Origin of the sequence: Ensifer sp. 22460 (assembly GCF_052044935.1) — a bacterium.
In the GTDB taxonomy this organism is placed as follows: domain Bacteria; phylum Pseudomonadota; class Alphaproteobacteria; order Rhizobiales; family Rhizobiaceae; genus Ensifer.
This window is the reverse complement of record NZ_JBQENZ010000012.1, coordinates 93,012-118,437: the sequence shown is the minus strand read 5'-3', so window position 1 is coordinate 118,437 and position 25,426 is coordinate 93,012. Positions and strand designations below refer to the sequence as shown.

The 25,426-nt window shown below is 63.4% G+C and carries 24 protein-coding genes; 14 read left to right on the top strand and 10 right to left on the bottom strand.

What is annotated here, in order from left to right:
* The first annotated feature begins 125 nt into the window (after positions 1-125).
* The gene (argB, locus tag ACTJKM_RS16855) at positions 126-1,013 is read left to right on the top strand and encodes an acetylglutamate kinase (protein ID WP_058323632.1); all 888 of its coding nucleotides are present in this window, start codon (positions 126-128) and stop codon (positions 1,011-1,013) included.
* Positions 1,014-1,101: 88 nt separating this feature from the next.
* On the opposite strand, the gene ACTJKM_RS16850 is transcribed toward argB, so the two are convergent.
* The 4 genes from ACTJKM_RS16850 to ACTJKM_RS16835 form a co-directional block, all read right to left on the bottom strand.
* Positions 1,102-1,869 carry an isocitrate lyase/PEP mutase family protein gene (locus tag ACTJKM_RS16850; RefSeq protein ID WP_058329080.1) on the bottom strand — a complete coding sequence of 256 codons (768 nt, stop codon included), beginning with the start codon at positions 1,867-1,869 and terminating at the stop codon, positions 1,102-1,104.
* On the bottom strand, positions 1,866-2,945 hold the full coding sequence (locus ACTJKM_RS16845; protein ID WP_058329081.1) for a bifunctional transcriptional activator/DNA repair enzyme AdaA: 1,080 nt from the start codon (positions 2,943-2,945) through the stop codon (positions 1,866-1,868). The genes ACTJKM_RS16850 and ACTJKM_RS16845 overlap by 4 nt, the downstream gene beginning before the upstream one ends.
* Positions 2,946-3,021: 76 nt before the next feature.
* Positions 3,022-3,936 carry a DMT family transporter gene (locus ACTJKM_RS16840; protein WP_057248046.1) on the bottom strand — a complete coding sequence of 305 codons (915 nt, stop codon included), beginning with the start codon at positions 3,934-3,936 and terminating at the stop codon, positions 3,022-3,024.
* Positions 3,937-3,993: 57 nt separating this feature from the next.
* The gene (locus tag ACTJKM_RS16835) at positions 3,994-4,785 is read right to left on the bottom strand and encodes a sterol desaturase family protein (protein WP_057248045.1); all 792 of its coding nucleotides are present in this window, start codon (positions 4,783-4,785) and stop codon (positions 3,994-3,996) included.
* A 156-nt stretch (positions 4,786-4,941) separates the two neighbouring features.
* Here ACTJKM_RS16835 and ACTJKM_RS16830 point away from each other — a divergent pair, with 156 nt between their 5' ends.
* On the top strand, positions 4,942-5,655 hold the full coding sequence (locus ACTJKM_RS16830) for a pyrimidine 5'-nucleotidase (protein ID WP_082615700.1): 714 nt from the start codon (positions 4,942-4,944) through the stop codon (positions 5,653-5,655).
* Between the two features lie 127 nt (positions 5,656-5,782).
* Positions 5,783-6,304: an EF-hand domain-containing protein gene (locus tag ACTJKM_RS16825; protein ID WP_162261268.1), complete on the top strand. Its 522-nt coding sequence runs from the start codon at positions 5,783-5,785 to the stop codon at positions 6,302-6,304.
* Between the two features lie 104 nt (positions 6,305-6,408).
* Here the strand turns inward: ACTJKM_RS16825 and ACTJKM_RS16820 are convergent, their stop codons facing one another.
* Positions 6,409-7,308 (bottom strand): LOG family protein, encoded by a 900-nt coding sequence (locus tag ACTJKM_RS16820; protein WP_057248043.1) that lies wholly within the window; start codon positions 7,306-7,308, stop codon positions 6,409-6,411.
* 367 nt (positions 7,309-7,675) lie between these two features.
* On the opposite strand from ACTJKM_RS16820, the gene dapD reads away from it, so the two are divergent.
* The 3 genes from dapD to ACTJKM_RS16805 all read left to right on the top strand — a co-directional run bounded on the left by dapD (position 7,676) and on the right by ACTJKM_RS16805 (position 11,137).
* Positions 7,676-8,533 carry a 2,3,4,5-tetrahydropyridine-2,6-dicarboxylate N-succinyltransferase gene (dapD, locus tag ACTJKM_RS16815; protein WP_058329083.1) on the top strand — a complete coding sequence of 286 codons (858 nt, stop codon included), beginning with the start codon at positions 7,676-7,678 and terminating at the stop codon, positions 8,531-8,533.
* A 4-nt stretch (positions 8,534-8,537) separates the two neighbouring features.
* Positions 8,538-8,921: a DUF805 domain-containing protein gene (locus tag ACTJKM_RS16810; RefSeq protein WP_058329084.1), complete on the top strand. Its 384-nt coding sequence runs from the start codon at positions 8,538-8,540 to the stop codon at positions 8,919-8,921.
* Positions 8,922-9,172: 251 nt separating this feature from the next.
* Positions 9,173-11,137 (top strand): DEAD/DEAH box helicase, encoded by a 1,965-nt coding sequence (locus ACTJKM_RS16805; RefSeq protein WP_112994119.1) that lies wholly within the window; start codon positions 9,173-9,175, stop codon positions 11,135-11,137.
* A gap of 91 nt (positions 11,138-11,228) precedes the next feature.
* Here the strand turns inward: ACTJKM_RS16805 and ACTJKM_RS16800 are convergent, their stop codons facing one another.
* Positions 11,229-11,546, bottom strand: coding sequence for a DMT family transporter (locus tag ACTJKM_RS16800; RefSeq protein WP_058323709.1), 318 nt, complete (start codon positions 11,544-11,546; stop codon positions 11,229-11,231).
* Positions 11,547-11,628: 82 nt separating this feature from the next.
* Here ACTJKM_RS16800 and ACTJKM_RS16795 point away from each other — a divergent pair, with 82 nt between their 5' ends.
* A complete protein-coding gene (locus ACTJKM_RS16795) occupies positions 11,629-12,021 on the top strand; it encodes a winged helix-turn-helix transcriptional regulator (protein WP_112994120.1) in 393 nt (130 codons plus the stop codon).
* A gap of 6 nt (positions 12,022-12,027) precedes the next feature.
* On the opposite strand, the gene ACTJKM_RS16790 is transcribed toward ACTJKM_RS16795, so the two are convergent.
* On the bottom strand, positions 12,028-12,939 hold the full coding sequence (locus tag ACTJKM_RS16790; RefSeq protein WP_112994121.1) for a LysR family transcriptional regulator: 912 nt from the start codon (positions 12,937-12,939) through the stop codon (positions 12,028-12,030).
* 140 nt (positions 12,940-13,079) lie between these two features.
* Between ACTJKM_RS16790 and ACTJKM_RS16785 the strand changes: the two genes are divergently transcribed.
* The 5 genes from ACTJKM_RS16785 (at position 13,080) to ACTJKM_RS16765 (ending at position 20,491) form a co-directional block, all read left to right on the top strand.
* Positions 13,080-13,904: an alpha/beta hydrolase fold domain-containing protein gene (locus ACTJKM_RS16785; RefSeq protein ID WP_112994122.1), complete on the top strand. Its 825-nt coding sequence runs from the start codon at positions 13,080-13,082 to the stop codon at positions 13,902-13,904.
* A gap of 84 nt (positions 13,905-13,988) precedes the next feature.
* Positions 13,989-15,191 (top strand): efflux RND transporter periplasmic adaptor subunit, encoded by a 1,203-nt coding sequence (locus tag ACTJKM_RS16780; RefSeq protein ID WP_440660656.1) that lies wholly within the window; start codon positions 13,989-13,991, stop codon positions 15,189-15,191.
* A 130-nt stretch (positions 15,192-15,321) separates the two neighbouring features.
* Entirely contained in the window at positions 15,322-18,507 is a 3,186-nt protein-coding gene (locus tag ACTJKM_RS16775; RefSeq protein WP_112994123.1) for a multidrug efflux RND transporter permease subunit, read from the top strand.
* Between the two features lie 207 nt (positions 18,508-18,714).
* On the top strand, positions 18,715-19,908 hold the full coding sequence (dapE, locus tag ACTJKM_RS16770; protein WP_112994124.1) for a succinyl-diaminopimelate desuccinylase: 1,194 nt from the start codon (positions 18,715-18,717) through the stop codon (positions 19,906-19,908).
* Positions 19,895-20,491, top strand: a complete 597-nt coding sequence (locus ACTJKM_RS16765) for a hypothetical protein (protein WP_112994125.1) — start codon at positions 19,895-19,897, stop codon at positions 20,489-20,491. The genes dapE and ACTJKM_RS16765 overlap by 14 nt, the downstream gene beginning before the upstream one ends.
* A gap of 121 nt (positions 20,492-20,612) precedes the next feature.
* On the opposite strand, the gene truA is transcribed toward ACTJKM_RS16765, so the two are convergent.
* The 3 genes from truA to def form a co-directional block, all read right to left on the bottom strand.
* Positions 20,613-21,356, bottom strand: a complete 744-nt coding sequence (gene truA / locus ACTJKM_RS16760; protein ID WP_112994126.1) for a tRNA pseudouridine(38-40) synthase TruA — start codon at positions 21,354-21,356, stop codon at positions 20,613-20,615.
* Complete coding sequence (fmt, locus tag ACTJKM_RS16755) at positions 21,356-22,291, bottom strand: methionyl-tRNA formyltransferase (protein ID WP_440660654.1); 936 nt, start codon at positions 22,289-22,291, stop codon at positions 21,356-21,358. Before fmt ends, truA begins: the two co-directional genes overlap by 1 nt.
* A 183-nt stretch (positions 22,292-22,474) precedes the next feature.
* Positions 22,475-22,999, bottom strand: a complete 525-nt coding sequence (gene def / locus ACTJKM_RS16750; RefSeq protein ID WP_058329133.1) for a peptide deformylase — start codon at positions 22,997-22,999, stop codon at positions 22,475-22,477.
* Positions 23,000-23,150: 151 nt separating this feature from the next.
* On the opposite strand from def, the gene ACTJKM_RS16745 reads away from it, so the two are divergent.
* Positions 23,151-24,344 (top strand): DNA recombination protein RmuC, encoded by a 1,194-nt coding sequence (locus tag ACTJKM_RS16745; protein ID WP_440660653.1) that lies wholly within the window; start codon positions 23,151-23,153, stop codon positions 24,342-24,344.
* 51 nt (positions 24,345-24,395) lie between these two features.
* On the top strand, positions 24,396-25,295 hold the full coding sequence (locus ACTJKM_RS16740; protein WP_058329090.1) for a ribokinase: 900 nt from the start codon (positions 24,396-24,398) through the stop codon (positions 25,293-25,295).
* The last annotated feature ends 131 nt before the right edge of the window (positions 25,296-25,426 follow it).

Here is a 25,426-nt window from a genome sequence, read left to right as displayed (position 1 = left end):
AGAGATAGGGCGCGGATCACAATGCACCAGCCATCTCCGTCATTCCGGCTTTATATTGCTCGCCGATCATTCCATCGGTCCGGAACTTGCGCTAAACAGCAGCCGGTATTTTTCGAGGGTCCGCCATGTCCGCCAATGAAAGTGAAATCCAGGCACGCCTGCTCACCCAGGCCCTGCCCTATATGCAGCGCTACGAAAATAAGACGATCGTCGTCAAATATGGCGGCCATGCCATGGGCAACAGCGAGCTCGGCCGCGCCTTTGCCAGCGACATCGCGCTTCTGAAGCAGTCAGGCGTCAACCCGATCGTCGTGCACGGCGGCGGCCCGCAGATCGGCGCGATGCTGACGAAGATGGGCATCGAATCGAAGTTCGAGGGCGGCCTGCGCGTCACCGACGAGAAGACGGTCGAGATCGTCGAGATGGTGCTTGCCGGCTCGATCAACAAGGAGATCGTCGCGCTCATCAACCAGACGGGCGAATGGGCGATCGGCCTTTGCGGCAAGGACGGCAACATGGTCTTCGCCGAAAAGGCACGCAAGACCATCAAGGATCCGGATAGCAACATCGAACGCGTCCTCGATCTCGGCTTCGTCGGCGAAGTGGTCGAAGTCGACCGCACGCTGATCGACCTGCTCGCCCGCTCGGAGATGATCCCGGTCATCGCACCGGTGGCGCCCGGCCGCGACGGCCACACCTACAACATCAACGCCGACACCTTCGCCGGCGCCATCGCCGGTGCGCTGAACGCCACGCGCCTCCTGTTCCTGACGGATGTTCCCGGGGTTCTCGATAAGCAGGGCAACCTGATCAAGGAGCTCTCGGTTTCCCAGGCCCGCGCGCTGATCGCCGACGGCACGATCTCCGGCGGCATGATCCCCAAGGTCGAGACCTGCATCGAGGCGATCAAGGCGGGCGTCCAGGGCGTCGTCATCCTCAACGGCAAGACGGCCCACTCGGTGCTGCTCGAAATCTTCACCGAGCGCGGAGCCGGCACGCTGATCGTGCCCTGATCGACTTTAACGACCTACACCGTATCAAACAAAGAAGCGGGAGACGGCATCGGCCTTCTCCCGCTTTCCTTTTGAGGGCGATGCCCGATCAGCCCTTGTAGATCTCGGTCGCTGCGGCTTTCAGCTTCTCCATCATCGCCCGGTAGGGGAACGGGCCATGGCTGATGCGCGCGACGCCGGCGCGGGCAAGCGTCTTCACGTCGGGCGCTGCCGGCCGCATCATGATGTTGACCGGCAGGCTGGAGGCGGCGCAAACCTTGGCGATCAGGCCTTCGTCCACCAGCCACGGCACGAAGAAGCCGTTAGCGCCTGCTTCGGCGAAAGCCTTGCCGCGCGCGATCGCCTCGTCGACGAGGCCGCCGTGCCGCGTCTCATCGCTCTCCTGCAGGAACAGGTCGGTGCGGGCATTGATGAACAACGGGATGCCGCGCCTATCGGCCATCTCGCGAATGGCGCGGATGCGTGCCGCCTGCTTTTCGACCGCATGCACGCCGCCCTTGCCGACCACCTGGTCCTCGAAGTTGATGCCGATGGCACCGACATCGAGAATGCGCGAGACATTGGCAGCGCCGGTCGCCGGATCGTCGGAATAGGCGCCTTCGAAGTCAACGGTGACGGGCAGCTCCGTCGAAGCCACGATCAGCCGCGAGACATCGGCGAGCCACGCCATCGGCACCTTCTCGCCATCGCCGAAACCATGGGCGGCCGCCACCGACCAGCTTCCGGTGGCAAGAGCCTTGGCACCGGCTTCGGCCACGGCCTTGGCGCTGCCGGCGTCCCAGATATTATAGAGCACCACCGGGTCGCCCTTCCGATGCAGGGCAGCAAAGGCGAGCGCCTTTTCCTTCTGGCTCATTGCATTTCCTCCACGAACAATCCCTTGGGTTTCAGTTTTCCTTCGTGCCGGAGCAGCCATTGCTTCCGCCAGAGCCCGCCGCCATACCCCGTCAGTGAACCGTCCGAGCCGATGCAACGGTGGCAGGGGATGACAATGGCGATCCGGTTGGAACCGTTGGCCTTGGCCACGGCACGCGCGGCCTGGATCGTATCGACCTCGCGGGCAATGTCACCATAGGATCGCGTTTCGCCGACGGGAATTTTTGCAAGCTGCGCCCAAACGTTGCGTTCGAAGGCCGTGCCGCCCGGTGCGAGCGGCGTTTCGAAAGCACCCGTTTTGCCCGCGAAATAGCCGTTGAGCTCGCTTTCGATCTGGTCGATCGGCGCCGTTCTGCCTGATACAATGGCCGAGCGTGTCCCTTTCTTCAGTTTCTCCAGTTCGGTCGGCAGCGCCTTGCGGTCGTGGAACTCGAGCAGATGCACATGCGTGGCATCGGCAACGGCGACCATGGGCCCGAGCGGCGTTTCGATCCAGTCGGAGAAAAGCAGGGCCCTCCCCTGCGCTGCCGCCGGTGCGTCGCCGAGCAGGTTCTGGAATGCGGCACGAAAGCCGCTTGGCGATTCGTATCCGGCCTCGAGCTGGGCATCGATCACCCGGCCGCCGTCGGCAAGCTGGCGGGCGGCCAGCCCCAGGCGACGATGACGCGCGAGATCGAGGAAAGTGATGCCGAGGCTGCGCTTGAAAGCGCGCCGGACCGTCGAGGGATCGAGGCCACGACGAACGATATCGTCCTCGCTCCAGCGCCGTTCCGGTGCCGCTTCCAGCGCCTGCAGCAGGTCCTCGACGAGCGGGTCCTTGGCGCCGAACGTCGCGAGCGGCCGGCAGCGCTGGCATGGACGGAAACCCGTCTCCAGGCAGGTCCCGATAGAGCCCACGAAGATCGTGTTCTCGCGCTTCGGTTTGCGGGCGGGGCAAGACAGGCGGCAGAAGACGCCTGTCGTCTTGACGCAAACGAAGGCAGCACCTTCGTATTCGGTGCTTCGCGCGATCAGCGCGTCGTAGAGCGTTTCATCGGAGGGAAGATCGAACAACATGCAGGCGTTCTACCACGCCCGCATGCGCGAAGGCGCCGGTTTTCGGGCGCCTATTTTTTCAGATCAGCACGCGTTTTCAGATCAGTACGAGCATCACCACGCCGAGCACGATCAGCAGGCAGCCGAAAAGTTCGAGCCGGTTGATCCATTCGCGGAAGATGAAGAAGGACGAGGCGAAGGTGAAGAGCATTTCCACCTGCGCCACGACCTTGACGACAGCGGCCTGCTGCAGCGTCATCGCCATGAACCAGCCGAAGGAGGCGGATGCGCCGACGAAGCCGACGACGAAGGCGGGCTTCCAGGCGGCGGCGATGCGTGGCAGCTCGTCACGCTCGCGAAGCACGATCCAGATCAGCATGACCACGGTCTGCAGCAGGATGACGAATCCGAGCGTATAGCTCGCCTGCATGATGTAGTCGGGCGCCGGAAGGCTCGGCGCGAGCGCCAGTGAGGCCGAACGATAGGAAACGGCCGAAAGACCGAAGAACGTACCTGACAGCAGACCGATGCCGGCCGTGCGACTGAACACCGAGGTCACGAGCGTGCGTGGGCTGAGTGTCGTGCGCGCCACCGAGATCAGCATCACGCCGACGACCGAGATGGCGATTGCCACCAGGGTTCCCTGGCTCGCCTTTTCGCCGAGGAAGATAAGGCCAAACACCGCCGCCTGCGCCGGCTCGGTGCGGGAATAGGCAGTGCCGACAGCAAAGTTGCGGAACGAGAAGAGGTGGACGAGCAGGAAGGTCGCAGCAATCTGCGCCAGCCCGCCGATAATAGCCCAGAGGAAGAACGTGCCATTCGGCACTGGAAGCGGACGACCGGCCACCTGCCAGAGCAGAAACAGATAGAGAAAGGCGAAAGGCAGGCCGAAGCCGAAGCGCACGAAGGTCGCGCCCGTCGTGCCCATGACGCCTTTCAGGTGTTTCTGCATGGCCGAGCGGACGTTCTGAAGGAATGCCGCAGCGACGGTGATGAGGACCCAGGTTTCCATGGCTGCGAGCTAGCACGCGGCTCCCGGCATTGCCAAGGCCCCGCGCGCTCCAGCGTTTCAGTCCGCCTTTTCCTGAGCCTCGGCGAGCACAACGGACGGATTGATCGCGATCCGCGGCGCCTCGTCCTCAAACGTCTTCACGCGCTGATCGTAGTTGGGTGCGAGCGTGCCGAGCACACGATCCCAGAACGAGAAATAGTTGGCGTAATTGTATTTGAAGCCTGAATGGTGCTGGTCATGGAACGTCGTGCACAACAGGGGAGACGGATAACGGGCCGTCGACGTGGCGAAATACTCGAAGCCGCAATGCCCGATCATGCCATTGAAATGCTCGAACAGCCTATGCCCGATGAGGATCACTGGCGGAAACGGCACGACGAAAACGACGACGGCGGAAAAGCTCTGAAGCAGGAAGTTGTCAAAGACATCTTCCGAATAGGTGCTCCAGATCGTCGGCGCGACGCTTTTATGATGCAGGGCATGCAGCGGATAGAGCCACTTGGTGTGCAGCAGCCGGTGCATGAAATAGAACCAGGCATCGTAGAGGATCATGCTGAGCACGAAGAACGGCACCGCCCACCACCAGCTGAAATCCCAGGGTGCCGGCGCCCAGCCTTTCTGCTGCGCATAGAGGCCGATCGTCAGCGGCAGGCAGGCGCTGAACATCGATGCCAGGCTCTGGCGGATCTCGGCTTTGCGCCGCTTGTCGGAGCCGCGTCCCTTCTGGATCTTTCGCTCGGGATTGCGCTCGTTGAGCCAAGTGATGCCGTAACCGAGCGCGAAATAGGTCCCGACAGTGAACGAATAGAATCCGAACAGAAACAGCAGATAGAACAGTTCGTCCGACATTGGCACCTACATTCCCCCGAGCCAAAACCGCGCGCCGGAAGATGCCACGCCGGTTTGACAATTCAAAGTGGAATTCTATGCGCCAGCATTGCGGCCCGAGCAGCGATTTGCATTTTTCTCATTTGCCGCCACCTTTCCCCATGTCATAAGGCGGTCATGAAAAAGCTCAACCGCCTGCCGAACCAATCCGACTTCGCCCATGTCACCGACTGGGTCTTCGACCTCGACAACACGCTCTATCCGCACCACGTCAACCTGTTTGCGCAAATCGACCGCAACATGACGGCCTATGTGGCGAAGCTTTTGTCGCTGGACCCGGCCGATGCGAAGAAGCTGCAGAAAGACTACTACCGCGACCACGGCACGACGCTCAAAGGTTTGATGATCCACCACGGCATCGACCCGAACGAGTTCCTCGAGCAGGCGCATGCGATCGACTACTCGATCGTGCCGCCGGATCCGGCACTCGGCGAAGCCATCAAGTCGCTTCCAGGCCGCAAGTTCATCTTCACCAACGGCAGTGTCGCGCATGCGCAGATGACGGCGCGAGCGCTCGGGATCCTCGACCATTTCGACGACATCTTCGACATCGTTGCCGCCGATTTCGTGCCGAAGCCGGCTGGTGAGACCTATGACAAGTTCATGAGCCTGCACCGGGTCGACACCCGGAACGCCGTGATGTTCGAGGACCTGCCGCGCAACCTCCTGGTGCCGAAGGCGCTCGGCATGAAGACGGTGCTGCTGGTGCCGCACAACCTCGAATACACGTTTGCGGAGTCCTGGGAGAAGTCGAACGATACGGATGAGCAGATCGACTACGTGACGGAGGACCTCACCGGCTTCCTGCGCCACGTCCTGTCCGATCTCTGACCGACACAATTTGGCCAGCAAAAAACCTCTTTGCGGCCAATGACTTAAATTACCAAAGTTTAACTGGAACGGCGCTCTTCACCGGCTATCCTTTCGATCAGGGACAACCCGATCGAAAGGAAGCATGATGCCGAACAAGATCCTGATCCTTACCGTGACCGCGCTCTCAGTCGCCGTCACCGGCATGGCCGGCCCCTCTTTTGCCGCGCGCGAAAAGATGACGCCCGAGCAACGGGGCGAGCGCATGATCCAGCGGCTCGACACCGACAAGGACCAGAAGGTTTCGCTCGCCGAGTTCCAGGCGCGGATCTCCGACAACTTCAAAACCTTCGACACCAATGGCGATGGCCAGATCAGCGCCGATGAGATGAAGGCCAAACGCGAAGCCTTCCGCGAGGCACGCAAGGCCTGGAAAGAGGCCAAGGACAAGACTGGCACCGAGCGCGAAGCGGCCCTTGCCAAGGTCAAGGAAGTTCGCCCAACGATGCTGCCGGGTCTCAGGCCGAAGGCCTTCAAACGCATCGACACCGATGGCAATGGCTCGCTCAGCGCGAGCGAAGTTTCGAGCGCCGCCGAGACCATGTTCAAGCGGCGAGACAAGAACGGTGACGGTGTCATCGACGCAGCCGACTTCACCAAGAAGATCTGACGGGAGCATCCCCCTCTTTCCACCGCCCGGTGGAGAGGCTCCTGCCTGACCCATAGCCCCTTGCAACCCGCGCAAGGGGCTATGTGCATTATTGAACGCCGCGCCTAGCGCCGCCCGTTCGCCATCGGCACCGACTTCGGATCGACGGTTTCGTAGAAGCGGGCAATGATCTCCCAGGCTTCGTCCGCCGTTTCGACAAAGTGTACCAGATCGATGTCATTGGGTGCGATCGTGCCAAACTCGGCAAGCGCCTCGAAGTTGACGATCGAACGCCAGAACTTTTCGCCGAAGAGAATGAGCGGCACCAGCGCCAGACGTCCGGTCTGCATCAGCGTCATCGTTTCAAAGAGCTCGTCGAGCGTGCCGAAGCCACCGGGGAAGACGGTGACGGCCTTGGCACGCAAGAGGAAGTGCATCTTGCGGATGGCGAAGTAGTGGAAGTTGAACGACAGTTCCGGCGTCACGAAGCGGTTCGGCGCCTGCTCATGCGGCAGCACGATGTTGAGGCCGATCGACGGTGCACCGACATCGTGGGCGCCGCGGTTGCCCGCCTCCATCACGCCAGGTCCGCCGCCGGTGACGACCACATATTCCTTGTGGTGCAGCTTGGCCGAATGCTCGGAGCAGAGCCGCGCGAACTTGCGCGCTTCCTCGTAATAGACCGAGGCCGCCTCGAGGTTCTTGCGCTGGGTCTCGTTCTTTGCCGCCCAGGCATCACCGCCGGGCTCGGGAATGCGGGCACCGCCGAACATCACTATGGTGGAATTGATGCCGCGTTCTTCCAGCATCATCTCGGTCTTCATGAGTTCGAGCTGCAGACGGACCGGGCGCAGTTCCTCGCGGCAAAGGAAATCGTCGTCGATATAGGCGAGGCGATAGGAGGGCGATGCCGATTGCGGCGTGATCGGGACCGTCTGCGCTCGCTGCCGGCTCTGCGAGCTGTCGGCCAGTGGATCCCAGACCCCGTCCTTGCGGCGCAGTGCGCGCTTCTTCATGCGTGCCATCGTGTCGTCTTTCTCGTCGCGTTCCGGACAATCGGCATCTCGGCCAGACGCGTCCTATCCTCAATCCTCGGTCATGAAGGTTGCAAGCGCACCACTGCGCTGCGCGCCCCTTGCGCGTCCCGAACGGGTGCGCGGCGCTGTAGTGCAGGAATCGCCCGGATTTGCCAACCCCGGGCAAGCGCATCGGCCTGAAAAGCCCTTCAACTTTTCAGGACCGGCTTCTACAGCGCCACACGTCCGCCAAGACGTGTCAAGATCGCTGCAGCACCTAGATCTGCTGCGTATTTTTGTCCTTAAATCGATTCCGATTTGAGGAATTATGCAGTAGAGCTTTCGCAGGATAACCGCCGAACTTTAAGGAATTCCGATGACGAACCACGACCTCACCTCCCTGTCGCAGACGATCGAGACCGCCTTTGAAGACCGCGATTCCGTTAACACCGGAACGCGCGGCGCAGTGCGCGATGCCGTGGAGACGGCACTGAACCTGCTCGACGGCGGCAAGGTCCGCGTTGCCCAGCGCGGCGAGGATGGCGTGTGGACGGTCAATCAATGGCTGAAGAAGGCGGTGCTGCTTTCCTTCCGCCTCAACCCGATGGAAATCGTCAAGGGTGGCCCGGGCCAGTCCGTCTGGTGGGACAAGGTGCCGTCGAAGTTCGACGGCTGGAGCGTCAACGAATTCGAGAAGGCCGGCTTCCGCGCCGTACCGAACTGTGTCGTGCGCCGCTCGGCCTATATCGCCCCCAACGCGATCCTGATGCCGTCCTTCGTCAACCTCGGCGCCTATGTCGGCGAAGGCACGATGGTCGATACCTGGGCAACCGTCGGCTCCTGCGCCCAGATCGGCAAGCACGTGCATCTCTCTGGCGGCGTCGGCATCGGCGGCGTACTGGAGCCGATGCAGGCCGGCCCGACGATCATCGAGGACAATTGCTTCATCGGCGCCCGCTCGGAAGTCGTAGAAGGCTGCATCGTGCGCGAGGGCTCGGTCCTCGGCATGGGCGTCTTCATCGGCAAGTCGACCAAGATCGTCGACCGCGCCACCGGCGAAATCACCTATGGCGAAGTGCCGCCCTATTCCGTCGTCGTCGCAGGCTCGATGCCTTCCGGCTCGACCATGGGCAACGGCCAGCCGGCACCGAACCTCTATTGCGCCGTCATCGTCAAGCGCGTCGACGAGAAGACCCGCTCGAAGACCGGCATCAACGAGCTGCTGCGGGACTGATGCGATGACACCGGAGGGGCCGCAGCCGAGCATGACCTGGCTGTTCTTCAGCCCCTCCGGTCGCATCGGCCGCCTGCCCTTCTTCCTGTCCTGGCTGTTCTGGTTCCTCATCGGCGGCTTCATCGTCGCCAGGATGGTTGCCAACGAAGAACACGAGACGGCGCTGGCCCTCTGGACGCTGGCGTTCGCCATCTCGGCGATCGTCTCCCTGCCCTCGATCGCCATGCTGGCGATCAAGCGCCTGCACGATATCGGCTATCCCGGACCGCTCTCGCTCTGTCTGTTCATTCCCGTCCTCAGCCCGGTGGTCTTCATCGCGCTTTGCCTGTGGCCGGGTGAGCCGGGACCCAACGAATTCGGCGCGCGCAGCGACCAACCGGGACTCTAGACACGATGATTTTGGATCGGATCGACCCAAAATCACAAAAGGATCGTTTCCTGTAAGTTGGAGCGGGATGCGGGCGGAAAGCCGTGCACACCTTTCCTCATCCCGCTCTGGACCCTTCGCCCCTGTACAAGAACCGTGCGAGCGCGTATGTAGCGCGCCATGACAGGCCCGCGACGTGCTGGCCACGGCAATTCGCGCCAATGACGATCCGTTCGTCCTGGGCATGACGACCGAAATCCGAAAGATACGATATGACTGAATTCGAAGGGATCGCGCCTGCGATCGCCGAGGCGTTGGCAAAACGCGGTTACAACGAATTGACGCCGGTTCAAAAGGCGATGCGCGACCCGGAGCTCGCCGACAGGGACGCGCTGGTCTCGGCGCAAACCGGTTCCGGCAAGACGGTCGCCTTCGGCCTTGCGCTCGCACCGACCCTGCTGGGTGACGAGCGCCGCTTCGGCCCGGCCGGCGCACCGCTGGCGCTGGCGATCGCCCCGACGCGCGAATTGGCGCTGCAGGTGAAGCGCGAGCTCGAATGGCTCTACGAACAAACCGGCGCGACCATCGCTTCCTGTGTTGGCGGCATGGACATGCGTACCGAGAAGCGGGCGCTGGAACGCGGCGCTCACATCGTCGTCGGCACGCCCGGACGTCTTTGCGACCATATCCGCCGCAACTCGCTCGACATTTCCTCGCTGCGCGCCATCGTGCTCGACGAGGCCGACGAGATGCTCGACCTCGGCTTCCGCGAGGACCTCGAATTCATTCTCGAGGAATCCCCCGATGACCGCCGCACGCTGATGTTCTCGGCAACCGTGCCGAAATCGATCGCCACGCTCGCCAAGAACTACCAGCGCGACGCCGTGCGCATCAGCACCGCTTCCGAACAGAAGCAGCATGTCGACATCGAATATCGCGCCCTGACGGTGGCGCCGAACGATCGCGAGAACGCGATCATCAACGTGCTGCGCTACTACGAGGCCAGAAACGCGATCGTCTTCTGTTCGACCCGCGCCGCGGTCAACCACCTGACCGCCCGTTTCAACAACCGCGGCTTCTCGGTGGTGGCGCTCTCGGGCGAGCTCAGCCAGAACGAGCGCACCCACGCGCTGCAGGCCATGCGCGACGGCCGCGCCCGCGTCTGCATCGCCACCGACGTCGCCGCCCGCGGCATTGACCTGCCGGGCCTCGAACTGGTCATCCACGCCGACCTGCCGACCAACTCGGAAACGCTGCTGCACCGCAGCGGCCGTACCGGCCGCGCCGGCCAGAAGGGGGTGAGCGCGCTGATCGTGCCGGTCAACCAGCGCCGCAAGGCCGAGCGCCTGCTCGACGGCGGACGGATCACCGCGACATGGGCGCGGCCACCGTCGGCCGACGAGGTCAGCCAGCGTGACGACGAGCGCCTGCTTGCCGACACGAGCTTTGCCGAGCCGATCCGCGAGGACGAGGAGGCGATCGTCGCGGCGCTCATCGAACGTCACGGCGCCGAACAGATGGCCGCCGCCTTTGTGCGCCAATTCCGTTCGGGACGGTCCGCCCCGGAGGACCTGATCGAGGTTGCCGTCGGCGACAATCGCGCCAAACCGCGCCGGGACGAGCGCGCCGGACCCCGCGAGGACTTCGGCGCCGATCGCGCGGATTTCAGCGACGGCAGCTGGTTCTCGCTATCGGTCGGCCGCAAGCAGAGCGCCGAGCCGCGCTGGCTGATCCCGATGCTCTGCCGCCACGGCAAGCTGACGAAGCGCGACATCGGCGCGATCCGCATGCAGCAGGAGGAAACCTTCGTCGAGATGACCTCCGAGGGTGCCGAACGGTTCCTGTCGGCCATCGGCAAGGACAAGATGCTGGAGAAAGGCATCCGCGTGAAGCCGCTCGCCGGCGCGCCTGACCTCTCGCAGCAGCGTCAGGAAAAGCCGAGCTACTCCAAGGACAAACCAAACTTCTCCAAGGACAAGCCGGGCTTTGCCAAGAAGCGCCCCTATTCCGACGATGCTGTGCGGAGCGATGATCGCGGCGACTTCAAGCCGAAGCGGAAGTTCGAAAAGAAGGCCGCCTATTCCGATGGACCGACCCATACCGAGGACCGGCCGCCGGCCAAGGGTGCCGACAAGCCCTGGAACAACAAGAAGAAGGGCAAGCCGGACGCCAGCAAGGACGGCGGCTTCAAGCCCAAAACCAAGCCCAAGGGCAACGCCAAGAACCGCCAGGGCTAAGCCGACACCGGCAGAGTTCTCAGTCAATTAAAAAGCGCCGCGATCGGATCGCGGCGCTTTTTTCGTGAGCAGGGTTGCGAACGATGTGGTCTCAGGCTTCCAGGAAGCGAAGGCCGGCGACGGCGACGATGATCATCGCGATGCAGGTGATGCGCATCCAGGAGACCGGGTCGCCGAAGAGCACGATGCCGAGCACAGTGATGCCGACCGAGCCGATGCCGGTCCAGGCGGCATAGGCTGTGCCTGCCGGCAGGTCTCGCATCGCGATCGTCAGGAGATAGACGCTGCCGAGAGCTGCCGCGATGCCGATCGCGCTCGGCATCAGTTTCGTCCAGCCCTCGGCGTATTTCAGCGCCAGCCCCATGACGATCTCGACGAGGCTCGCCGCTATCAGAATGATCCATGCCATGTTCGTCTCCATTGGAATTCTCACATGGTTCACAATCTGGTAGAGTAGGCACCAAATAACAATTACGCACCTTTTGGTAACTATGGAAAATCACGACAAGCCAGCGCCCGCGACGTCCGTCCCCGACGTCTTCGATCCGACCTGTTCGTCACGCCACGCGCTGGAACTGATCGCCGGCAAGTGGCCGATGCTCATTATCTCGGCGCTCGAAGGCGGACCGATGCGCAATGCCGCGCTGATGCGCCGGCTCGGCGACATCTCGCAGAAGATGCTGACGCAGACGCTGAAGGAGCTGGAGCGCAACGGCCTGGTTGTCCGCAAGGACAAGAAGACCGTGCCGCCGCATGTGGAATACAGCTTGAGCCCGATCGGTCGTTCGCTCAGTGACACCCTGCTGGTGCTCGACCGTTGGGCGGAAACGCATTTCGGGACACTCGACGCGGCCCGCGAGCGTTATGACGCCGAGCGCCGCTAGTGAAGCTCAGGCGGCATCGAGCTGCGATTGGGCGACTACCTTGACCACCCAGTCTGCAAAGACGCGCAGGCGGCTGCTCAGATGCCGGTTCGGCGGGTAGACGAGGTAGATCGGCATGGATTCGACCTCCCAATCCTCCAGAACCTGACGCATGGCCCCCGATATGAGATCGTCGCGCACCATGAAGCGCGGCGCCTGGATGACGCCGAGGCCGGCACGGGCGGCGGCGAGATAGGTGGTCGATTCATTGGCTGCCACCGTGTAGCGGCCGTTGACCTCGATCTCCTCGTTGCCGCGCTTGAAGTAGAACGGCATCTGCTGTCCGGTCTGCGGTCTGAAGTAGCCGACGACATAGCAGTTCTTCGAAAGATCGGACGGATGCTGCGGCGTGGCATGGCGATCGAGATAAACGGGCGCGGCACAGGCGATGAAGCTCATCTCGGTGATGCGGCGCGCGATCAGCGACTGGTCCGTAAGCGTGCCGACACGGATGGCGCAATCGACATTCTCCGCCACGTAGTCGACCGTCCTGTCCGAGACGCCGAGGTCGATCTGGATATCGGGATAGCGCTTGTGGAACTCCGGCAGGGCCGGAATGACGATCAGGTTGGCAATCGCACTCGCCATCTCCACCCGCAGGCGCCCCTTCGGCAGGGTTTGGGCGCTCGACAGGCTGCCGTCGAGTTCATCGAGATCGGTCAGCAACCGAGCGGCCCGCTCGTAGTAGAGCGCGCCATCCGGCGTCACCAGCACCCGGCGGGTGGTGCGGTTCAAAAGTTTTGTGCGCAGATGCGCTTCCAACCCCTGAATGAGATTGGTGAGGGTCGCCTTGGGCATATTCAGCGAAGCGGAGGCGCGGGTAAAGTTCCCGGTTTCGACGACCCGGAGGAACGCACGCATGGCCGTGAGCTGGTCCATTTTCAAGAGCCATAATTGTTCGAGAATACGAATAGTGTAGTCAGTTTGAAAAGACTATTCCAGACAGAAGACAATGTTATTCTCCTACCGTGGCGTGTTGTCGCCACATGTGGGTTGAGCTCGGGCCGAAGGCAAGAGAGATGGGCGAACTGTTCAAAGTGGAGACGATGCAGACCGGCCAAGGCTGCTGCACGGCACGCGTCTACCGCGGCGAAGCTTTGCTCAATCCGCCGCCGGTCGTGCTGCACCTGCATGGCGGCTCCTTCATGGGCGGAACGATCGCCGCCGGTGAGCGCGTCGCCGAGGCGCTTGCGGCGGCTGGCGCCGTGGTGATCTCGCCGGAATATTCCACAGCTTGCCTCAATCCGTTTCCCGCGGCGCTTGATGTCGCCTACGCCATGCTGTCGTCGATGCGCTCGCGCTGCCCGCAGTTCGCGCACAAGAAATCGTCGCTGTTCGTGGCCGGCGAAGAGGCGGGCGGCAATGTTGCCGCCGGCGCCGCGCTGATGGCGCGTGACCAGTATCTGACCGACCTCAAGGGCCAGATTCTTTTGTCGCCGATGCTCGACCCGTGTCTCGCGACGGAATCGTTCCGGCAATACTGTCCGCAGTCCTCGGCGCAATCGATCGCCGACGGCTGGCAGCGCTACCTCGGGCAAAGCGGCGGCTTCACGCATCCTTACGCCGCGCCGGCCCACTGCACGCGGCTCGCCGGCCTCGTGCCTTCGCTGATCCTCACCAGCGAGGAGTGTCCGATGCGCGACGAAACCGAAGCCTATGCCAAACGCCTGCGTCAGGCGGGCGTATCAGTTGAATCTCACGTCCTGCCGGGACGAGCCGGATGGCTGCCGCAGAATACGGTCGCCAAGGAAAACTGGGCGGCACAGCAGGAAGAAATTACCGGCATCTTCTCCCGATTCTTCCAGAAGACGGGGGCGAAGCCGGCGGAAATGACGGTGCGTTAGACGAGAGCGGCGGTCACCCAGCCCCTTCACCTTGTCTGACATCGAAAGCAACGCGCCGGCTCCCAACCGGCAAGGAGAGAAAAGATGACATCGATAGTGACCCGTCGGGCCCTCTGGGGCGCCGGCCTGAGTATCCTTTTGTCTGTCGCCGGCGGTGGTGCCGTCATGCTCGGCCTGCCGCAGCATTTCGAGGCCGACGCCGCAACCGAGACCGCCGCGGCGCCACCTCCGGCCGTGCCGGTCTCGGTGTCGCGGGCGCAGTCCAAGCGTATCACCACCTGGGAGGAATTCTCCGGCCGGCTCGAAGCGATCGAGCGGGTCGAGGTTCGCCCGCGCGTCGGCGGCGCCATTCTCAAGGCGCATTTCCGCGAAGGCGCGCTCGTCAAGCAGGGCGATCTCTTGGTAACGATCGATCCCGAGCCCTATGCCGCGGCCGTCGAACGGGCGAAGGCCCAGGTCGAGGCAGCCGAAGCGCGCGTCGCGCTTGCCAAGATCGAACTCGAGCGCGGCCGCAAGCTGGTGACCACCAGCGCCGTGCCGCAGAGCAGCGTCGACCAGCGCTCCAGCGCCTATGACGAAGCTCAAGCCGAAGTGCGCTCGGCCAAGGCGGCGTTGCGCACCGCCGAACTCGACCTGCAATATACGGAGGTGCGGGCGCCGATTTCCGGCCGCGTCGGCCGGCTCGACGTCACCGCCGGCAACCTGGTCGCCGCAGGCTCCGCCTCGCCGGTGCTGACCACACTCGTCTCGGTCGATCCGATCTATGCGAGCTTCAACGCCAGCGAAGAGGTGGTCACGACCGCACTCGCCAAGCTTGCCGCCTCGGCCGGCGGCGACGCGATCGAGCGCCTTCCGGTCCAGGTCGGCACCGCCGCCGACGAGGGCACGCCGATCACGGGCCATATCCAGCTCATCAACAACGAGGTGGATGCGGCAACCGGCACGATCCGGGTGCGTGCAGCGCTCGAAAACGCCGACGGCAGGCTGATCTCTGGCCAGTTCGTCCGCATCCGCATCGGCGAACCGGACCCCGAGGAAAAGCTCGTGATCAGCGACCGCGCCATCGGCTCCGACCAGGACAAGAAGTTCGTCTTCGTCGTCGGTACCGACAACAAGGTCGAGTATCGCCAGGTGAAACTCGGGCCGAATTCCGATGGTCTGCGGATCGTCGAAAGCGGCCTGAAGTCTGGCGAGAACATCGTCGTCAACGGCCTGCAGCGGGTTCGCCCCGGCGTTGTCGTGGCGCCGCAGCACGTCGAGGAAACGACTGCCTCGATCGCCAAGTAATCCAGGTGCCTCTTCGCCTGGTGTGAAGAGGCGGCCGGCCTAGGCATCACTCAGCAGACAGCGCCGCGCGGCGACACCTTTCGCCGCGGGACACCCGCCGTCTGCGCGAACTCGTCCCAAGGGGGATACCATGAATTTCTCACGCTTCTTCGTCGACCGCCCGGTCTTCGCGGGCGTTCTTTCGGTCCTGATCTTCGTGGCCGGCCTGATCGGCATGACCGGTCTGCCGATCTCCGAATATCCCGAAGTCGTGCCGCCGCAGATCGTCGTGCGCGCGCAGTATCCGGGCGCCAACCCAGCCGTTATCGCCGAGACGGTGGCGACACCGCTCGAAGAACAGATCAACGGCGTCGAAGGCATGCTCTACATGCAGAGCCAGGCGACCGCCGACGGCCTGATGACTCTGACGGTCACCTTCGAACTCGGCACCGATCCCGATCAGGCCCAGCAGCTCGTGCAGAACCGCGTCTCGCAGGCCGAGCCGCGGTTGCCTGAGGAAGTGCGCCGCCTCGGCGTCACCACCGTCAAGAGCTCGCCAGACCTGACGCTGGTCGTGCACCTGATCTCGCCGAACGGGCAATATGACATCAACTATCTGCGCAACTACGGTGTGCTGAACGTCAAGGATCGGCTGGCCCGCATCGACGGCGTCGGCCAGGTGCAGATCTTCGGCGGCGGCGACTATTCGATGCGCGTCTGGATCGACCCGCAGAAGGCCGCCGAGCGCGGTCTTGCCGCAAGCGACATCGCCAATGCGGTGCGCGGTCAGAACGTCCAGGCGGCCGCCGGCGTCATCGGCGCCTCGCCCTCCGTGCCCGGCCTCGACCTGCAGCTTTCCGTCAACGCTCAAGGCCGTCTGCAGACGCCTGAGGATTTCGCCAACATCGTCGTCAAATCCGGCGCCGAGGGCGAAGTGACCCGCCTTGGCGACGTCGCCCGCGTCGAGATGGGCGCTGCCGACTACTCGCTGCGCTCGCTGCTCGACAACAAGCCAGCGGTCGGCATGGGCATTTTCCAGGCCCCGGGCTCGAACGCGATCCAGATCTCCGAAAACGTGCACAAGGCCATGGCCGAGCTGAAGCTCACCATGCCCGAAGGCGTCGACTACGAGATCGTCTACGATACGACCCAATTCGTGCGCGCCTCGATCGAGTCGGTTATCCATACCCTGCTCGAAGCGATCGCGCTCGTGGTACTTGTCGTCATCATCTTCCTGCAGACCTGGCGCGCCTCGATCATCCCGCTCGTCGCCGTGCCGGTCTCGATCGTCGGCACCTTCGCGGTGATGTATGTCTTCGGCTTCTCGATCAACGCGCTCAGCCTCTTCGGCCTGGTGCTTGCGATCGGCATCGTCGTCGACGACGCGATCGTGGTGGTGGAGAACGTCGAACGCAACATCGAGCAGGGCCTGTCGCCGGTTCAGGCGACCTATCGCGCCATGCAGGAAGTCTCCGGCCCGATCATCGCGATTGCGCTGGTGCTCGTCGCCGTCTTCGTGCCGCTCGCCTTCATCACCGGCCTCACCGGTCAGTTCTATCGCCAGTTCGCGCTGACGATCGCGATCTCGACTGTCATCTCTGCCCTTAACTCGCTGACGCTGTCGCCGGCGCTGGCCGCCCTTCTCCTGAAAGACCATCACGCGCCGAAGGATTGGCTGACGCGGGCGATGGACAAGGCCTTCGGCTGGTTCTTCCGCGGCTTCAACCGCTTCTTCGGGGCAAGTTCGGAGGCCTATGGCCGCGGCGTCGGCCGCATCCTGACGCGCAAGTCGCTGATCATGATCGTCTATGTCCTGCTGCTCGGCGTCACCTTCACGCTGTTCCGCGCCATCCCCGGCGGCTTCGTGCCGGCTCAGGACAAGCAGTACCTGATCGGCTTCGCCCAGCTTCCTGATGGAGCAACGCTCGACCGCTCGGAAGACGTGATCAAGCGCATGAGCGAGATTGCGCTCAAGCATCCGGGCGTCAAGAACGCCATCGCCTTCCCGGGCCTGTCGATCAACGGCTTCACCAACTCGTCGAACTCCGGCATCGTCTTCGTCGCCCTGAAACCCTTCGAGGAACGCAAGACGCCCGAACTGTCCGGCGGTGCGATCGCCATGCAGCTCAACCAGGAATTCGGCGCGATCCAGGATGCCTTCATCGCCATGTTCCCGCCGCCGCCCGTGCAGGGCCTCGGCACAACAGGCGGTTTCAAGCTGCAGCTCGAGGACAAGAATGGCCTCGGCTACCAGGCGCTCGACGAGGCGACCAAGGCGTTCCTTGCCAAGGCCTACCAGACGCCTGAGCTGGCCGGGCTCTATTCCAGCTTCCAGATCAACGTGCCGCAGCTTTATGCCGACCTCGATCGGGTGAAGGCACGTCAGCTCGGCGTGGCGGTCACCGACGTGTTCGAGACGCTGCAGATCTACCTGGGTTCGCTCTATGTCAACGACTTCAACGCCTTCGGCCGCACCTACAGCGTGCGCATCCAGGCGGATGCCAACTACCGCAGCCATGCCGACGACATCGGCAAGCTGAAGGTGCGTTCGCAGACCGGCGAGATGATCCCGCTGTCGGCACTGTTGAAGGTCGAGCAGACCGTCGGCGCCGAACGGGCGATCCGCTATAACGGCTTCCTGTCGGCCGACATCAACGGCGGCCCGGCTCCGGGGTTCTCGTCCGGCCAGGCGCAGGCAGCCATCGAGAAGATCGCCGCCGAAACCCTGCCGCCCGGCATCGGCTACGAGTGGACCGATCTCACCTACCAGCAGATCCTGGCCGGCAATTCCGGTATCCTGGTCTTCCCGCTGGCACTGCTGCTGGTCTATCTCGTGCTTGCGGCCCAGTATGAAAGCTTGACGCTACCGATCTCGATCATCCTGATCGTACCAATGGGCATCATGGCGGCACTGGTGGGCGTCTGGCTGACGGGAGGCGACAACAACGTCTTCACCCAGATCGGCCTGATCGTGCTGGTCGGCCTTTCGGCGAAGAACGCCATCCTGATCGTCGAGTTCGCCCGCGAACTCGAACTGTCGGGCAGCACCCCGGTCAAGGCCGCGATCGAGGCGAGCCGGCTGCGTCTTCGTCCGATCCTGATGACCTCGATGGCCTTCATCATGGGCGTCGTGCCGCTGGTCACGTCCACGGGGGCCGGTGCGGAAATGCGCTCGGCCATGGGTGTCGCGGTCTTTGCCGGCATGATCGGCGTCACCGCCTTCGGCATCTTCATGACGCCGGTCTTCTACGTGCTGATCCGCAAGCTTACCGGCGAGCGGCCTCTGAAGCACGCCGGAGCCCATATCGAAGCGCCGCATCTCGCACCCGGAGAATAGGGCCTTTTTACCCGTTACACTCTTCACGCGGGCCGGATCCATCCCGGCCCGCTGACGCTGCGGCGTCGCGCCTCCGCCCAGGCGCGGCGCCGCATTGCATCCCCGCGTGACAGTTCCCCATCCCGCGTGACAGTTCGCTGGCGATCGGATAAACCAGCAGCCTCCATTCCATTGGCCTCAGCGGCCAAGCAGACGGCATAGCGTTAGATGACCCCCACCGATCCGATCGCCAATCTCGCCACCCTCATTCGCTGCCCCTCTGTCACCCCGGCCGAAGGCGGAGCGCTTTCCGCCCTTGAGGCGATGCTGAAGCCGCTCGGCTTTGCGGTCGATCGCGTGGTGGCGAAGGACGTCGGCACGCCCGATATCGAGAACCTCTATGCCCGGCTCGGAACGGAAGGCCCGCACCTGATGTTCGCCGGCCACACCGACGTCGTGCCCGTCGGCGACGAAGCCGCATGGAGCCACGGCCCGTTCTCGGCCGACATCGCCGGTGATGAGATGTACGGCCGCGGCGCCGTCGACATGAAGGGCGGCATCGCCTGCTTCGTGGCGGCGATCGCCCGCCACATCGAAAAACATGGGCTCCCGAAAGGCTCGGTTTCCTTCCTCATCACCGGTGACGAAGAGGGGCCGGCAATCAATGGCACCACCAAGCTCTTGCAATGGGCGGCCGACAAGGGCGAGCGCTGGGACGCCTGCCTCGTCGGCGAACCGACCAATCCGGACCATCTCGGCGACATGATCAAGATCGGCCGGCGCGGCTCGCTCTCCGGCCGCATCACCGTCAATGGCGTGCAGGGCCATGCCGCCTATCCGCACCTTGCCGACAATCCGGTGCGCGGCATCCTGCAACTGACCCAGGCGCTGATGGATCCGCCCTTCGACAACGGCACCGAGAGTTTCCAGGCATCGAACCTTGAGGTGACGACGATCGATGTCGGCAATGGCGCCGTCAACGTCATTCCGGCCAAGGCGAGTGCCGCCTTCAACATCCGCTTCAACGACACCTGGACGGCGGAAAGCCTGATGGCCGAGATCATCGCCCGGCTCGACCGGGCGGCTGCAAGCGGCAGCCTCAGGCCCGACCGCGCGCCCGTCCGCTACGAGATCACCTGGGCCGAACGCCCGAGCCACGTGTTCCTGACGCGCAACAATGCGCTGATCGATTCGCTTTCCGGCGCTGTCGAAGCGGTCACCGGCCGCCAGCCGAAGCTGTCGACCACGGGCGGCACTTCGGATGCGCGTTTCATCAAGGACTACTGCCCTGTGGTCGAGTTCGGCCTGGTCGGCCAGACCATGCACATGGTCGACGAGCGCGTTGCCGTCGCCGACCTCGAGACGCTGACGAACATCTACGAAACCTTCATCTTCAGCTGGTTCGGCCATGCCGCTGCTTGATGAGGTGCTTGCCTATATCAAGGGCCTCTGGCTCTTGGCGCAGGGCAAAGAGGAGGGATTCCGCTGGCTCGATTTCAGTGAGAGCGGCCTCTGGCGCTCCTTCACCTCTATGCTCTGGTGCCTGCCGGCGATCGCCGTCACCTGGGCATCCTGGCGGTTCTACTACCTGTCGGCCATGCCTGAAGGCACGGTGATCGGCATCGGCTTCATCTTCAAGCTCTTGGTCGTCGATCTCGTCAGTTGGCTGCTGCCGCTGGTGCTGATCGCTGTTCTATCGCGCCCGCTCGGCTTTGCCGGCGCGGTGGTGCCCATCGTCGTCACCACCAACTGGCTCTCGGTCCCGCTTTCCTATGCGATGGCCATTCCCGCCGCCATCCGCCTGATCATTCCGGGAAGCCAGGGCCTGACGAGCCTGATCTGGCTGGCGCTGCTCGTCGTCAGCGTCGCGGTGCTTTTCCGGCTCCTGCGCATGATTACCGGCAACCAGACCCTGCTTGCCTCGGCGCTGACGGCGCTCTTCCTGCTGCCGTCGATGATGATCGGCGATCTCCTGCAGCGCTTCTTCGGCCTGATCCCGGGCTAGCGCATGTCGCGCAAAAGTGCGCAGCGGTTTTGCGATAACGACATGCGGAATTTGAAGGACTCATAGCGCGAGCGAATCTGAAAGATCGAGACACGCTTTGGAGCCCGGGATCGACCGACCGTCAATAATCCACTTGCAGGAAATAAAGCCCATCGGGCGGAGCCACGGGGCCGCAAGCCTTGCGGTCACGCGCTTCGAGTGCGGCCTGCAGGTCGTCCGGCGTCCACTTCCCCTCGCCCACCAGCTTCAACGAACCGGCAAAAGACCGGATCTGATTGTGCAGGAAACTCTGGGCCGTGGCGCGGATTTCGATGACACCGGCGACGAGCGCGACATCCAGCCGATCGAGGGTGCGCACCGGGCTCGTTGCCTGGCAATGGGCCGAGCGGAAGGTCGTAAAATCGTGATGGCCGACGAGACGTTGCGCGCCTTCGTGCATCGCCGCGTGGTCGAGCGGCTTCGGCACCCACCAGGCGCGCCTGGCTTCCAGCGCCAGAGGCGCCGGCCGGGAGATGATGCGGTAGAGATAGTGCCGGCGCAGCGCCGAGAAACGAGCGTCGAACTCCGGCGACACTTCCTCGGCTTCGAGGATCGCCACACGCTCACCCGCAAGCCCCAGATGCGCGTTCAGCGCGTTGCGCAGCGTATAGGGCTTCCACGGGCGCGTCAGATCGACATGCATGACCTGGCCACTGGCGTGCACGCCGGAGTCGGTACGGCCGGCGCCGCGGATCGAAACGGTCTCGCCGGTCAAGGACAGCACCGCCTTTTCGATGGCCCCTTGCACGGATTGGCCGTTGTCCTGCCGCTGCCAGCCGACATAGTCGGAGCCGTCATATTCGACGGTCAGCTTGAACCGCGGCATCAGCCGACCCTCGTGCCGGACGCGACCGGCGTTCCGCGCAGGAAGTCGGCGGCGCCGAGCGCCTTGCCGCCGGCGCGCTGCAGGCGCGTGGGCCGGACCGCACCCTCGGCGCAGGCAATCGTGAGATTGTCGTCAAGTACCGTGCCGGGCTCGCCGGCACCCGATGCCGGCTCGGAATTCAGAACCTTGATACGTTCCGGCTTGCCGGCGATTTCGAGCTCGAACCACGCACCCGGGAATGGCGACAGGCCGCGAATATGATCATGCACCTCGCGAGCGCTGCGGGCAAAGTCGATGCGGGTTTCCGCCTTGCTGATCTTCGCCGCATAGACGACGCCCTCGTCGGGCTGCGCGGTCAGCGGCAGATCGCCGGCCGCAAGCTTGGCCATCGCCTCTTTCATCAGCGTCGCACCGACCTGCATCAGCCGGTCGTGCAATTCGCCCGCCGTCATCGTCTCACCGATCTGGACGGCCTTGGTGAGGGCGACGGGGCCGGTATCGAGCCCCTTGTCCATCTTCATCACCATCATGCCGGTCTCATGATCGCCGGCCATGATGGCGCGCTGGATGGGGGCAGCACCCCGCCAGCGCGGCAGCAGCGAAGCATGGCCGTTGTAGCAGCCGTATTTGGTGCCGGTGAGGATCGCCTCGGGCAGAAGCAGGCCATAGGCGACGACGACGGCGACATCGGCGTCGAAGTCGCGGAAGGTCTGGCGATCCGGCTCGTCCTTGAAGTTGACCGGCGTCAGCACGGGGATGCCGAGCAGCTCGGCCGCCTGATGGACCGGCGACTTCTGCAGGTCGAGCCCGCGGCGGCCGCCCGGTCGCGGAGGCTGTGTATAGGCGGCAACGATCTGGTGACCAGCCTCGGCAAGCGCCGCCAGCGTCGGCACCGAAAATTCCGGCGTACCCATGAAGATGATGCGAAGTGACAAGGCGGTAACTCCGTCCTTTCAGATCACTTCATGCGGGGAAACGGCGAAATGATCTCATTCTCTGAAACAGGACAATTCCAGGCGGAAAACCGTTTCACGCTTTTCCTGGAATTGTTCAATGGGTTCCCGCCCTCAAATCGTGCCCTTCGCGCGATCTGTTCGCGACCGCTTGCGTGGTCGACGTCAGATCGCCTTCGCACCGCGCGTCTTGGCGGCCTTGGTGAACTTGCGGATCACCATGTCGCGCTTGAGCTTGGAGATGTGATCGATGAACAGCACGCCGTTCAGGTGATCGATCTCATGCTGCAGGCAGGTGGCGAGCAGGCCATCGGCCTCGATCATCTGTTCCTTGCCGTCACGGTCGAGATGCTTGACGGTGATCGCCGCGGGGCGCTCGACCTCGGCGTAAAAGTCTGGGATCGACAGGCAGCCTTCCTCGTAGACCGAGCGCTCATCGGACGAAGCAACGATCTCGGGATTGATGAAAACGAGCGGGGTCTTGTCGTCGCCTTCTTTCGAAACATCGAGCACCAGCATGCGTTTGGCAACGCCGATCTGGATCGCGGCAAGGCCGATGCCGGGCGCGTCATACATGGTTTCGAGCATATCGTCGGCCAGACGGCGGATGTCCGCGTCGATGGTTTCGATCGGCGTGGAAACCTGGCGGAGCACAGGATCGGGAAGGATGATAAGCGGCTTGATCGTCATGCTGCTCCCATAGCCGATCTTTCCATCAGCGTGCAAGAAAATTGCCTTGCCACCCTCAGCCGCCCTTCCCGCATCGGCCCGCGTTAACCGCACGATGTGAATGTTCTTGTTTTGATCTACCCATAACCAAAGAATCTGTTAGGTTTAGCGCATGGAACCTGCACCCCTTTCCTTCGCCCAACCGCTGTTTTTCGTCGGTCCCTTGCCGATCACTCTCGGCCATCTCGCGATTGCCGCCGGCCTTGTCGTCGTCGTTGCTCTTCTGATGGCGTTTTCGCGGCGGCGGGACACTCGCGACGAAGAACGGCAGGAACAGATGGCGATGCTGCTTGCGGCCCAGACGGAGATGCAAGGGCGGGTCGCCGCCATGGCCGAGGTTTTCGGCGCGCGGCAGGCGGAGCTCAACCAGACGCTCAGCCAGCGCATCGACGGCATGACCCACCGCATCGGCGCATCGATCACCGAACAGACCAAGGCGACGCACGAAAACCTCAGGCGGCTGCAGGAGCGCCTGGCGGTCATCGACAATGCCCAGAACAACATCCAGTCGCTGGCCAAGGACATGGCCGGGTTGCAGGCGATCCTTTCAAACAAGCAGACGCGCGGCGCCTTCGGCCAGTCACGCATGGAGGCGATCATCGCCGATGGGCTGCCGATGGGCGCCTTTGAATTTCAGACGACGCTGTCGAACGGCGCACGACCCGATTGCACCATCCGCATGCCGAACGGCCAGCCGGCGCTCGTCATCGACGCGAAATTTCCGCTGGAAGCCTGGAACGCGATGCGGGATGCCCCGAATGCGGAACGCCGCCAACAGATCGCGCAACTCTTCCGCCGCGACATGGAAACCCATGTGCGCGATATCGCCAGCAAATACCTGATCCCCGGAGAGACACAGGACACCGCCTTCCTCTTCGTGCCATCGGAATCGATCTTCGCCGAAATCCACGAGCATTTCGAAGCGATCGTGCAGAAGGCGCATCGCCAGCGGATCGTCATCGTCTCGCCGTCGCTGCTGCTCTTGTCGATCCAGGTGATCCAGGCGATCCTCAAGGATGCGCGCATGCGCGAGCAGGCGCATCTGATCCAGGGTGAAGTAGCCAGGCTGATGGAGGACCTCAGCCGTCTCGACGAGCGCGTGCGCAAGCTTCAGGGCCATTTCGCCATGAGCCAGAAGGACGTCGAGGATATTCTGATTTCGTCCAGCAAGCTCACGCGGCGCGGCGCCAAGATCGAGGCGCTCGAACTTCAAGCCGAAGGCGGGACGCAAGAAGCAAGCGATCCGCGTGCCGCCGTCGACAACCGCGTCGGGCAATTGCGCCTGCGGGTGGTTGACGAGGACTGAGGCTGTCGGGCACTCTCCGGCCCACTTTGCAATCCGACGGGAAATTTTCACATGATCACTGTTTTTGGGTCCATCAACATGGACCTGATCGCCACGACCGCACGCCTTCCGAAGCCGGGCGAGACCGTTGCCGGAACTGGTTTTTCGACCGCCGCCGGCGGCAAGGGCGCAAACCAGGCGCTTGCCGCGCGACGTGCCGGAGCGACAGTTAAGATGGCTGGTGCTGTGGGCAAGGACAGTTTTGCCGATGGCGCGCTGGAACTGCTGAAGGGTGCTGGCACCGACCTCTCCCTGACCAAGACGGTGGAAGAGCCAACCGGCACCGCGCATATCTTGGTCGGCGGTGACGGCGAAAACGTCATCGTCGTCGTCGCCAGTGCCAATGCGACTGTCAATGAGGCCGATGCGGTGAAAGCCGTCGACGGCATGAAGCCCGGCGACACGCTGATGCTGCAGCTCGAAATTCCGGCAGCCTCCGTCGAGAAGGCGCTCAATATAGCCAAGCAGAAGGGCGTCCGGTCTGTCATCAACATCGCGCCGTTGACCGCGGATGCGGCTCGCCTCGGGCGCATGGCCGATATCGTCATTGCCAATGAGACCGAATTCGAGCTGCTTGCCGGCAGGAGCGGCATCAGCAGCGCGGAACGCGAAGACGCGATGAAGGCGCTTCACGCCGAGACCGGCCAGACGGTCATCGTCACGCTCGGCGCCGAAGGCGTCGTCGCCGTGCACGAAGGCGAGATCCAGCGTGCCAAGGGCCTGAAGATCGAACCGGTCGATACCGTCGGCGCCGGCGACACCTTCTGCGGCTATCTTGCCGCCAGCCTCGACGCCGGCATTGCCTTTCCCGATGCGCTGCGCCGTGCAGCCGTCGCCGGCTCGCTCGCCTGCCTGAAGAGCGGCGCCCAGCCCTCGATCCCGCTTTCCTCGGAAGTGGCGTCGCGTATCTAGATCGCGACAACCTTGGGTCGGACCGACCCGTGATAGGCCAAAGGGCATCTGGTGCGGGCGGAGATCGCCCGCATTTTTCTTGCCGGCTCTCTGCCGCCGCGCGTTTCCAACCGTCTCAAAATCTCCGCTTG